The sequence below is a fragment of the Limnobacter sp. CACIAM 66H1 genome (assembly GCF_001601825.1).
In the GTDB taxonomy this organism is placed as follows: domain Bacteria; phylum Pseudomonadota; class Gammaproteobacteria; order Burkholderiales; family Burkholderiaceae_B; genus Limnobacter.
The window spans coordinates 19,162-30,578 of sequence record NZ_LUJK01000042.1; the positions used below are offsets into that span (position 1 = coordinate 19,162).

Genomic DNA, 11,417 nt, shown 5'->3' on the forward strand with positions numbered 1-11,417 from the left:
CTCTGCATGCAGAGGCTTTTTTGTTTTGACCATTCTTGAATTATTAATCGATGTCCTTCACATCAATATTCAAATCCTGAATTTTCCGGGTGATGGTGTTGCGCCCTATTCCCAAGCGTTGAGCTGCCTCAATCCGTTTTCCATGAGTCGCTTTCAAAGCGGCTTGAATCATGGTGGTTTCAAACTGCGCAGTCAATGTGTCCATCACATCTGGCTGACCGCTGTCCAAGGCTTTTTCGGCCTCAATGAACAGAAGCTCCAGCCAACTTGCGCTGCCCACTGGTACTGGCGGATTCGAAAACACTTCGCCCACGGCAGTATCAACAGGATACTTGCCTGCCGACATACCCGAGTTGGTCTGTAAACCTGGGGTGGCGGTACCAGGAGATACCGGGACACTCTCTGGCAACCACAAATTGGGGCTTGGCGAATTGAGCGATGATTTTTCCTGCGCGGTTGCACTACCACTTTGAAACGCCTTGAGCTCTGGAGGCAAATCACGCGCCTCCACCAGTTGGGCAGGTGCCATTACGGTGATCCAGCGGCACACGTTCTCAAGCTGACGCACATTACCCGGAAACGGAAATTCGCTGATGATGCGAATTGCAGATTCGGACAGGCGTTTTGTCTCGGTACCCAGCTCTCGGGCTGATACATTCAAAAAATGCTTTGCAAGAATGGGAATGTCTTCCTGCCGTTCTCTCAACGGTGGAAGACGCAGACGAATCACGTTCAAACGGTGATATAAATCTTCCCGGAACATGCCCAACTTCACGCGCTCATCCAGATTTTGGTGCGTGGCTGCTATTACCCGAACATTGGCCTTGATGGGCTGTTGCCCGCCAACACGGTAGAAATGCCCGTCCGACAAAACCCTCAACAGGCGGGTTTGCAATTCGGCAGGCATGTCTCCGATTTCATCCAGAAAAAGAGTGCCACCCTCAGCCTGCTCGAACCTGCCTTGACGCTGGGCCTGGGCACCTGTGAACGAGCCACGCTCATGGCCAAACAACTCAGATTCAAGCAAGTCTTTGGGAATGGCGGCAGTATTCAGTGCAATGAATGGTTTTGAGGCTCGCGGGCTGTGTCGGTGCAAAGCACGAGCGACCAGTTCTTTGCCGGCCCCGCTTTCACCAGTAATCAAAACAGTGACATTGGACTGCGACAGGCGACCGATTGCACGAAATACTTCCTGCATGGCTGGAGCCTGACCCAGAATTTCAGGTGTACTGGAATCCGCCTCTTCGACAAATTCTTCCGTTTGTGATTCACGCACCGCGCGCAAAATCAACTCCACTGCCTTTTCAATATCGAAGGGTTTAGGCAGGTATTCAAACGCCCCACCCTGAAAGGCTGATACCGCACTGTCCAGGTCGGAATAAGCGGTCATGATGATAATTGGCAAATCAGGATGCCGATCACGAACCTTGGCCAGCAACTGAAGGCCACTTTGGCCTGGCATCCGAATGTCCGAGACCAGTACCTGCGGCACCTCGGTATCCAAACGTTCTAAAACTTCGGCAGCTGACGAAAAAATTTCGCAAGGAATCCCTTCGCGGGAAATTGCTTTTTGCAAGACCCAACGAATCGAGTGATCATCATCAACAACCCAAATTGGACGCATTAATTGTGGTTCCTTAAAACCGCTCAGCTGGTAGCGTGATCAAACTGCAGCGGCAATGTGACTTTGAAAAGTGTTCTTCCCGGTGTAGAGCTGCATTCAATAATGCCTTCGTGTTGTTGCACGAATGTTTGGGCCAACGTTAGCCCCAAACCACTGCCGCCCTCGCGCCCCGAAACCAGCGGAAAAAATATTCTTTCCATGATCTCAGCAGGTATACCGGGTCCGTTGTCGATCACTTGCAAGTCTAATGCCAGCCTGTGTTGTTTGCGGTTTAAGGTTACCCTACGCACCACTCTGGTGCATAGTGTTATTTGAGCAGTGCCTTCGGCGATCTGTGGTGCCAAAGCTTGTGCAGCATTGCGCACTATATTCAGGATTGCCTGAATAAGTTGCTCGAGATCGCCCAAGAACTCGGGAATCGAAATGTCGTAGTCTCGAATGAATTTCAAGCCCTTGGGGTGCTCAGCCAAAATCACCGAACGCACACGCTCACACACTTCATGAATATTCATCATGGACACAATGTGAGGTTTGCGATGTGGGGCCAGCAGGCGATCAACCAGGGTTTGCAGGCGATCCGACTCTTTGATCACCACCTGGGTGTATTCCTTCAAATCAGGTGAAGGGAGCTCAATTTCAAGCAATTGAGCCGCGCCACGAATACCGCCCAGCGGGTTCTTGATTTCATGCGCCAAATTTCGAATCAGTTCTTTATTGGCCAGTGACTGATCCATCATTCTGGCCTCACGGTCCACCTTCAATTGCTGCTCAATTTCTCGCAATTCAATGACTGTGACTCCGTTGGAACCATCGGGACACGACAGGGTGACATGAACATGCTCAGAAGTACCACTGGGTCGAATCAATTCGAATACCTGTCGCTTCACTCCGAAAGGATCCGCTTGGGATTTGTCGAGAAATTCCCGAAACGCATTGGCCTCAACGAACAAGGCGGCTAGAGCCTGTCCATCCAGACTGCGCCTGGAGACTTCCAGAAGTGTTTCAGCGGAGAGATTGGCGTACAACACCACACCTTCCGGATTACTCACCACCACCGCTGTGGCCAACAACTCCAGACCTTGAAACCGTTCTTTTTTCACTTCTTCCTCGTGGCGATGCGGCTGAATTCAAAAACGCTATTTTGACAGCCGAATCAATTCAGTTTTAAGTATTTCAATATTGTCATTGGTCACCATGATTTCTTGCTCAAGTCGCGAAACCCTGTCCAAATATTTTTGATAATTTTTTTCACTACCCAAACGATCGGGCTGACCATTTTTGTATTCGTCCTGCAAAGACTTCAACTTGCTTTCTTCGATGCGCAACTCCTCTTGAAGAATTTTCATTCGATCATCTTTGGCATTGAAATCAGCCGCTGATCGGCTGTCGTACGCAGCTGCGGCTCGCCGACCAGCGCTGCCGGCGGATTTGGACTCAGAAACTCCGCCACCTTTCGCAGCCGAACGCGGGGCCGGCACCACGGTAATCGGGTTCAGGTTGAGCGGCACGCAACCGGCACCACCGTCTGAGTTTTGATATGTTCGAACGCCATCAGCTCCAGTACACACAAACATCTCGGTACCCAATGCTTGCGCCTGAGGTACCGCAAAAAGCACCAGTACCAGGAAGATCAGTGAATAATGAATAAAACTCGACTTCACCATGATTGCATCTCTACATAATTCAGGACGACTTTCATGATACTTGATCCCCTTGGGCATCCCCTCCCCATGGAAGGCGAGTGCTGATACCAGACGGGGTAGGTTCTTTACAAACAACTGAAAATGAAAAATGGCCCTGCACTTGTTCAGTACAGGGCCACTTTCAGGTCCGATTAATACGTACAGTCTGAATTACAGGCCGTAGTACATGTCGTATTCGATGGGGTGTGGAGTCATGCGCATGCGCTGAACTTCTTCCATCTTCAAGTCGATGTATGCATCAATCATTTCCTTGCTGAACACGCCACCGCGAGTCAGGAACTCGTTGTCAGCCTGCAGGGCTTCCAAAGCCTGTTCCAGGCTGTGGCACACGGTTGGTACCAATGCGTCCTCTTCCGGAGGCAAGTCGTACAAGTTTTTGGTTGCTGCTTCACCTGGGTGAATCTTGTTCTGAACACCGTCCAGACCAGCCATCAACAAGGCAGAGAATGCCAGGTATGGGTTGGCCATGGGGTCGGGGAAACGCGCTTCAATGCGACGGCCTTTTGGATTGGCCACGTGTGGAATGCGAATCGATGCTGAACGGTTCTTGGCAGAGTAAGCCAACTTCACCGGTGCTTCGTAACCTGGCACCAAACGCTTGTAAGAGTTGGTGGATGGGTTGGTAATCGCATTCAAGGCGCGGGCGTGCTTGATGATACCGCCGATGTAGTACAGGGCGAAATCGGACAGGCCTGCGTAGCCATTGCCAGCAAACAGGTTCACGCCATCTTTCCAGACTGACTGGTGAACGTGCATGCCTGAACCGTTGTCACCCCACATTGGCTTGGGCATGAATGTGGCTGTCTTGCCGTAGCTGGCGGCCACGTTCCAAACGGTGTACTTCAGAATCTGGGTCCAGTCTGCACGCTTGGTCAGCGTGGAGAACACGGTACCGATTTCGTTTTGTCCGGCGCCAGCCACTTCGTGGTGATGCACTTCAACTGGCACGCCCTGCTGTTCCAGCAACAGACACATTTCAGAACGGATGTCCTGGAAAGAATCGGTTGGAGACACTGGGAAGTAGCCACCCTTCACGGTTGGGCGGTGAGCCAGGTTGCCGTGTTCGTAATCAATGCCAGTGGACCAGGAGGCTTCTTCGGACTTGATCTTGAAGAAACAGCCAGACATCTGGTCGTCCCAGGTCACGCTGTCGAAAATGAAAAATTCGGGCTCTGGACCGAAGTAGGCTGTGTCGCCCAGGCCAGAGGACTTCAGGTACGCTTCAGCGCGACGGGCGATGGAACGTGGGTCACGGTCGTAACCCTTGCCATCGGTTGGCTCGATTACGTCACAAGTCAAAATCAGTGTAGGCTCTTCGCGGAATGGGTCCATGCGAGCTGTATCAGGATCAGGCATCAACAGCATGTCAGAGGCTTCAATGCCTTTCCAGCCGGCAATGGAAGAGCCGTCGAATGCGTGGCCAGACTCGAACTTGTCTTCGTCAAACATTTTAACTGGCACAGACACGTGCTGTTCTTTGCCTTTGGTGTCGGTGAAGCGGAAGTCAACAAACTTCACTTCGTTTTCCGCAACCATCTTCATTACATCTTGGGCGGTCGCCATTGAAAATCTCCTGGTACGTGAGGTGGAATAGTGATCTAAAAAAATTCTGAGTCGAACTCTTCAATTTAAGCGAAACAATAGCACGTTCGATACCGCTATATATGACGCTCAGCGCGAATTCAATCTTCGACGTGGAGGGACAAAGCAAAGACCATACCAAGTTGATCGCCACCTCAAATCAACACTTTCGGCGGATCAGTCGAAAAATCCCACGGCACAATTGCACCACTACAGTGCATAATGCACCAATACAGTGCGCACTAGTATTTTGCCTAATCGATCACATGCTTGTATTACAATACACTCATCAAGAACATCACTTGAAAAACACCTCATGCCATTGACTTCACAGCAACTAATCGAGCAGGCCAAGAAGTACGCTTCTGAAAAAGGACTCAGCTATTTGGGCGCCCTCGCCCCTCAAGAGGCTTGGGAGTTATTGAATGCGGATGAAAATGCGGTGCTGGTCGATGTGCGAACAGATGCGGAACTCGACTGGGTCGGGCAGGTGAGTTTTTCAGAAGACCGATCGTTTCACGTTGAGTGGAACAATTACCCGGACGGTGTACGCAACCCCGATTTCATCGCCCAGATTGAGGCCCGGGTTGAGAAACATCAGCCGGTGCTTTTCATCTGTAGAAGTGGGGCCAGGTCGCACCACGCCGCCACCCTCGCCGCCAAGCATGGGTTTGAATTTGCAATCAATGTGCTGGAGGGGTTTGAGGGCGACAAAAACGACTTTCACCAACGATCAAGCATCAATGGCTGGCGTTTTCACGGGTTACCTTGGGAACAACATTAAACCCAGCAATCCGCGTTTACTGATTGTTATTGGCCGAAGAGACCGAACAACTTTCCAGCCAGGAAAAATGCTGCCAAGCAACCGAGCACATGAACCAAGGCGTGACCCAGCGCCAGCGCGGGCTTATCGAGAAGCAAATTGGCACCCTCAGCAGTAAAAGCCGAGAATGTGGTAAGCCCCCCCAACACGCCAGTCATGAGAAATAATCCAAACGGATTGGCCTTGAGCCAAGCTGGGCCCAACACTGAAAACAATAAACCCGCGACAAAACCACCAATCAGGTTGGCCATCAAGGTTCCGATTTGAAACGGCAACCAAACCGGCTGAACGAGCAACAAACCCAACCCGTACCGCCCCACTCCGCCCAGCCCAGCGCCGACAAACACCGCCAAGGCATTGATGGCATTCACTGCGCTTGCTCCCATCGCTCTTTGGCAGAGTCGTCGCTGTCCCGGGCCGACACCCAGCGCGCGCCCTCGGGTGTGTCTTCCTTTTTCCAGAAAGGGGCTTCGGTTTTCAAATAATCCATAATGAACTCACAGGCCAAAAATGCCTGCTGCCGGTGCTCGCTGGTGGCAGCAGCAAACACAATTTGATCTTCTGGATACAGGGGGCCTACGCGGTGGATAATCGTGGCAGAGGTGATTTCGAACCGCTCGTCGGCAACCTTCAGAATATTTTCAAGTGCTTTCTCAGTCATGCCCGGGTAGTGCTCTAGCGTCATGGCCCTCACCGTACTGTTTTCATTGATGTCACGCACTGTGCCAACAAAAGTGGCTACTGCACCAATTTCAGGCAAACCTTGACGGAGCCACCGAATTTCATCGGCTACATTAAAGTCTGATTCCTGAACAAGCACTTTGGAGCGTTTCATTTCAACCCCCTGTCACCGGCGGGAAGAATGCCACCTCAGCCTGCTCGCCCACCGGAGTTTCATCATCAGCCATATCCTGATTGACCGCGGCACGCAACCGCCCGACTTCCGAGACAGCTTTGGCAAAACCAGGGTACTCGGCACACAAATAGGCGCGCAGACCCGCTACAGTGGCTGGTGAAAACGCAGTATTCACTTCAAGACTGTCTTGTCCAAACTGTTCTTTCAAACTGGCGAAAAACCGCACTTTTACTTTCATTGCATCAAATCCTGATACGACACGTATTCCACCCAGTCACCCGGGTGTACCACCTGCCCCTTGGCAAGCCTGATCAAACCACTGGACCGGGCCAAGGAGGTCAAAACACCTGAACTCTGGTTTTTAAACAAAGTGGCCTTGTCCGATTGTACATCTGCTCGCAAAAATTCCTCACGGCGGGAGTCGGGGCTGGGCCAGGAAAACGCAGCCTGCACCTTTCGCACGCGCAGGCGCCAATCCACCTCCGCGAGGCCTTGTCCTTCCAGCAAACTCAAAAAAGGCTTCACGATCAGTTGAAAAGCCACCGCGCTGGACACTGGGTTACCGGGTAACCCGAAGAACCAGCTTTGTCCACCGGCTTGTCGATTGATGTGGCCAAACGCGATCGGCTTGCCAGGCTTCATGGCCACTTTCCATGACCGCAGCTGCCCCACTTTTTCGATCGCAGGTTTCACGTGGTCCTCCTCACCTACCGACACGCCACCAGAACTGATGACAGCATCACAATCGGCCAGGGATTCAAGCGCAGCGCATGTAGCCTCAAAGTTGTCGGGAACAATACCTACCGAGCGCACATCGGCGTGCATGGCTTCTAGAAGACCGCACCACACATACTCGTTGGAATTGTAGATTTGACCCGGCTGTAAAAGCTTGCCTGGGCTTTGAAGCTCACTGCCAGTGACCATTACACCTACTTTCAAGCGCCTGTTGACCGACACGGTGGGTACACCAATGGACGCAAGCAAGCCCACATGAATGGCATCAAGTCGTGTGCCTTGGGACAGCACCACCTGCCCGCAAGAAATATCTTCACCTGCGCGCCGTATCCATTGGCCTGATTTTGGCGAAGCGCTGAATGTCACGCTGCCATCTTCATTCACCACTACCTCTTCCTGCATCACCACAGAATCGGCGCCGGGAGGAATCGGTGCGCCGGTAAAGATTCGAGCCACAGTGTCAGGTTGCAAGGCTTGGGGAGAGGCGCCTGCAGGTACACGCTGAGAAACCTGAAAACGCCGGGATGGCTGAATATCGGCACAACGAACTGCATAACCATCCATTCCACTGTTGTCGTGCTGTGGCACGTTCAAAGTGGAACGAACATCCTGCGCCAATACTCGACCAAGCGCCTGATTCAAGCCCACCGATTCACTGGGTATTGCCGGCTGGGCAGCCATTGGCCACACCTGCCCAAGCAAATCATTCAAGTCAATCATTCACAAACCGTTTCAGAATAAATTGCGCAATTGAAGCTGGATCATTCAAGGGAAGAACCGGTAATCCGCGACATTCAATTTCATTGTCGCAAGCGACTGCGATAATGTTCGGGTCTTGAGGATACAACATCGGCTTGCCATTGGCTTCCCGCCAAATCTCGATTTTGGGAATATCTGCCCGCTTGAATCCTTCAACAATGACCAGGTCACAGGGCGACAACTTTTCAAGTTGCTGCTCAAGTGTAGGCTCCTCCTCATCTCGCAATTCATGCATCAACACCCAACGTTTGTTGGCAGTAATCAGCACTTCATAAGCGCCCGCTTCCCGGTGCCTGTAGGAGTCTTTACCCGGCCGGTCAATGTCGAACTCATGGTGAGCATGTTTAATGACAGACACTCGAACACCCTCACCAATCAAAATCGGTAAAAGCTGCTCAATCAATGTGGTTTTACCCACGCCGGAAAATCCGGCAAAGCCAAACACCTTGGGCACTTCAGTTTCCTTCTGACAATTGCTTTTCAATCAACAACAGCTGTTGACCTGTTTCTTTCAAAATATCTGCGGACGGGCGTGCCTTGCAGCGCAATACAATCTCAAAACATGCACCGAATTGTGGCTCAACTTCAGGCAGCACCGGGCTGGTGGCCCACAAATCGCCACCATAACGTTGCACCAGCATGCGTGACACCGGCAAACCCAGCCCCGTACCTCGACCCGCTTGTTTACTGGTGTAGAACATTTTGAAAATAAGTTGCAAGCGATCGGGAGGAATTACCTCGCCATTATTCTGAACCAGAATCTGAACCGCCTGCTGCCCATCGTTGAGACGCACATCCGCCGTTTTTATTGAGATGGTGGGGCCCTCATCCAAGGCTGCAGATGTTGAATCGAATGGTCCTTCCAGGGCGTGGGTCGCATTGATCAACAAATTCACCATAACCTGCTGCAACTCGGTTTTGCTGATTTGCACCGTGTGCTGCGCCTTGAGCTCTAACTTCAACTGAGCACGCACCATGTCGATTTCATTGCGAACAAACAGGATACTGTCCTGGATAATCTCATTGACATTGATTTCTTCGGTGTAGGAAGCGTATTCATCGGGCCTGCAAAACTGCAGCAGCTTTTGGACGATATTGCGCATGCGATGTACCTGCTCATCCAGTAAGCGCACTGTTTTCAGGCTTTCCGGATCGTTCAGGGTAATACGGATCAAATCCAGATGCCCCATCATGATCGCCAACGGATTATTGAACTCATGCGCAATACCCGCAGTTAATTGTCCCAAGGCCGCTAGCTTCTCTGAGGCCAGTAACTGCTCCACTGCCTGATGAAGTTTTTGATTCGCAGCCTGCAGGTCGGCAGTTCGCTGTCGCACACGCTCATCCAGTTGCTCATTCAAGCCGAGCAGTTCGCTGCGCCGTGCATCCAGTTGATCCAGCAGCGCATCAAAGTGATTGGCCAGGTCAGCAAACTCGTCTTCACGTCGAAGGTCGCCCACTCGGGCCGCGGTATCTCCGCGTTCCTGCAGGCTCATGATGTAATTCATGCGGCGAAGTGGGTAAAAGATTCCGGATGTCAAACGCACCACCATCATGGCACCCAAGACCATGGCCGCCCCCACCGCCAACAAAAACAAAATCAGCAGTTGTGTTTTTATGTTGGCATAAGGGGCTTCCAGAAAGCCCACATAAAACATCCCGATTCGTGCACCCTCTGGGCTAAGCAGTGGCGCATAAGCTGCCACATACCAGTCGTTCACCACGAATGCGCGCTCCAGCCATACCTCACCCCGGCCCAAGACACTTTGCCGAACCACATCGGACACACGGGTACCCAACGCACGCGACTCGCCGTCGCGACGAACCGTGGTCGCCACTCGTACATCTTCCAGGAAAATGGTGGTGGTGCCAATTGAGCCTTCCAGCAAAGTGTTCGGTGAATAAATCAGGTTGTTGATTTCATCGACCAAACCCAGGTTACCGTTCAACAGCAAGCCACCCTCCAGGTACCCCAACATGTTTCCATTGTTGAAAACAGGTTGCAGCACCTGAACAACCAAGCCACGGTCTTCGGCGCTTTTGGGTGAGGGGCTCGCATTGGATGTGGGAATAATCGCCTGCACCGCACGTGAGGCGAGGTCGGGAGAAATATCCATCAGCTCTTTGTTCGAGAGCAACACGGTGTAGCTGCCCGACTCGCGAAACTTCACCGATTTTTGAACTTCGGGATCAAGCATGTAAGGCAAGCGCGAAGGAAACGAATTCACCACCATGCCGGTTGGACTGATGAGTCGCAGGTAAGCAAAACCGAGTCGCTCCGCCTGCGCCTGAAGGTCTTTATTCGTCAACTTACCGTCCCGCTGGTTCAGCAAATTTCGAAGGTAGGCACTTTCAGACCAAGCCTTCAAAGCCTGTGATTTGCTCTCCTGCACATCGTTGAATTCTTGCTGCGCAAGCACCAGATCACTGCGTACTTTTGATATCAAAATTTTTGTGTAAGCCGCCTGCCCCGCCGACCACACCAGCATGGCCACAATAGGAATAAGTACCAGCAAAGGGATACAGGCCGTAACAACCAGTTTGGTTTTAACAGTCCAATGGCTGGGCCAAAAATGCCCGCGTGGCGGAAACGGCCGCTGACCTATTCTTGGCTCCACGCCATGCACTTTCGTTCAAGTGTTTTTCTGGACACGCCCAAGCGTCGCGCCGCCTCGGATTTATTGCCGCTGCAGGCATTCAATACTCGAAGAATGTGTGCCTTTTCGACTTGCTCAAGCGACTCGTTCTGTGGATCTTCGGCAGTGTGCTCCCGTTCATCCAGATCCAGATTCAAAGGCAAGTCTTCTTTGGGGAAATAACCCAGAATCAATGATCGTTCGATGAAGTTGCGTAGCTCCCGCACATTGCCTGGCCATTCGTAGGCTTGAAGGCGGGCCAGCATGTCCGGGCTTATTTTCAGGGGATCAATACGCAGCTTTTTGGCAAACACCTTGATGAAGTAATTGGCCAGAAGCTCAATGTCCTCGGGGCGGCTGCGCAACGGTGGCATTTCAATCGGCATCACCTGCAAGCGGTAGTACAAGTCTTGCCGAAACCGCCCTCGCTTCACTTCCACATCCAGGTTTACGTTGGTCGCAGCCACAATACGAACATCCACGTCCACTTCCTTGGTGCTGCCCACCGGGCGAATTCGCCGGTCTTCCAGAACACGAAGCAATTTGGTTTGCATGCTGAGCGGCAATTCACCAATTTCATCGAGAAACAGGGTGCCGCCCTGCGCGTAGTAGAACAAGCCCTGATGGGATTCATTGGCACCCGTGAAAGCGCCCTTGGCATGACCAAACAACTCGCTTTCAATCAATTCTGGAGAAATGG

The 11,417-nt window shown here is 52.0% G+C and carries 12 protein-coding genes; 1 reads left to right on the forward strand and 11 read right to left on the reverse strand.

Translation table 11 applies throughout. From position 1 onward, the window contains the following. Nucleotides 1–43 precede the first annotated feature (43 nt). The 4 genes from ntrC to glnA form a co-directional block, all read right to left on the reverse strand. Nucleotides 44–1,624, reverse strand: a complete 1,581-nt coding sequence (ntrC, locus tag A0129_RS11895; protein WP_291715237.1) for a nitrogen regulation protein NR(I) — start codon at nucleotides 1,622–1,624, stop codon at nucleotides 44–46. A 23-nt stretch (nucleotides 1,625–1,647) separates the two neighbouring features. Further along, nucleotides 1,648–2,724 carry a nitrogen regulation protein NR(II) gene (gene glnL / locus A0129_RS11900; RefSeq protein ID WP_291715239.1) on the reverse strand — a complete coding sequence of 359 codons (1,077 nt, stop codon included), beginning with the start codon at nucleotides 2,722–2,724 and terminating at the stop codon, nucleotides 1,648–1,650. A 36-nt stretch (nucleotides 2,725–2,760) separates the two neighbouring features. Continuing rightward, nucleotides 2,761–3,402, reverse strand: a complete 642-nt coding sequence (locus A0129_RS11905; protein WP_291715241.1) for a DUF4124 domain-containing protein — start codon at nucleotides 3,400–3,402, stop codon at nucleotides 2,761–2,763. A gap of 75 nt (nucleotides 3,403–3,477) precedes the next feature. After that, nucleotides 3,478–4,890 carry a type I glutamate--ammonia ligase gene (gene glnA, locus A0129_RS11910; protein ID WP_291715243.1) on the reverse strand — a complete coding sequence of 471 codons (1,413 nt, stop codon included), beginning with the start codon at nucleotides 4,888–4,890 and terminating at the stop codon, nucleotides 3,478–3,480. Nucleotides 4,891–5,224: 334 nt separating this feature from the next. Between glnA and A0129_RS11915 the strand changes: the two genes are divergently transcribed. Next, the gene (locus tag A0129_RS11915) at nucleotides 5,225–5,692 is read left to right on the forward strand and encodes a rhodanese-like domain-containing protein (RefSeq protein WP_291715245.1); all 468 of its coding nucleotides are present in this window, start codon (nucleotides 5,225–5,227) and stop codon (nucleotides 5,690–5,692) included. A 26-nt stretch (nucleotides 5,693–5,718) separates the two neighbouring features. Here A0129_RS11915 and A0129_RS11920 read toward each other — a convergent pair whose 3' ends face one another. From A0129_RS11920 to A0129_RS11950, 7 genes are all read right to left on the reverse strand, one after another. Further along, a complete protein-coding gene (locus A0129_RS11920) occupies nucleotides 5,719–6,102 on the reverse strand; it encodes a CrcB family protein (RefSeq protein WP_291715247.1) in 384 nt (127 codons plus the stop codon). After that, the gene (gene moaE, locus A0129_RS11925; RefSeq protein WP_291715249.1) at nucleotides 6,099–6,566 is read right to left on the reverse strand and encodes a molybdopterin synthase catalytic subunit MoaE; all 468 of its coding nucleotides are present in this window, start codon (nucleotides 6,564–6,566) and stop codon (nucleotides 6,099–6,101) included. Before moaE ends, A0129_RS11920 begins: the two co-directional genes overlap by 4 nt. A gap of 1 nt (nucleotide 6,567) precedes the next feature. Continuing rightward, nucleotides 6,568–6,825: a molybdopterin converting factor subunit 1 gene (gene moaD, locus A0129_RS11930; protein WP_291715251.1), complete on the reverse strand. Its 258-nt coding sequence runs from the start codon at nucleotides 6,823–6,825 to the stop codon at nucleotides 6,568–6,570. Beyond that, the gene (gene glp / locus A0129_RS11935) at nucleotides 6,822–8,042 is read right to left on the reverse strand and encodes a gephyrin-like molybdotransferase Glp (RefSeq protein WP_291715253.1); all 1,221 of its coding nucleotides are present in this window, start codon (nucleotides 8,040–8,042) and stop codon (nucleotides 6,822–6,824) included. The genes moaD and glp overlap by 4 nt, the downstream gene beginning before the upstream one ends. Next, on the reverse strand, nucleotides 8,035–8,535 hold the full coding sequence (mobB, locus tag A0129_RS11940) for a molybdopterin-guanine dinucleotide biosynthesis protein B (protein ID WP_291715259.1): 501 nt from the start codon (nucleotides 8,533–8,535) through the stop codon (nucleotides 8,035–8,037). Before mobB ends, glp begins: the two co-directional genes overlap by 8 nt. A gap of 1 nt (nucleotide 8,536) precedes the next feature. Continuing rightward, nucleotides 8,537–10,699: a cache domain-containing protein gene (locus A0129_RS11945; RefSeq protein ID WP_291715255.1), complete on the reverse strand. Its 2,163-nt coding sequence runs from the start codon at nucleotides 10,697–10,699 to the stop codon at nucleotides 8,537–8,539. Next, nucleotides 10,684–11,417: sigma 54-interacting transcriptional regulator (locus A0129_RS11950; RefSeq protein ID WP_291715257.1), on the reverse strand; the 734-nt coding region annotated here is incomplete at its 5' end. The genes A0129_RS11950 and A0129_RS11945, both read right to left, overlap by 16 nt.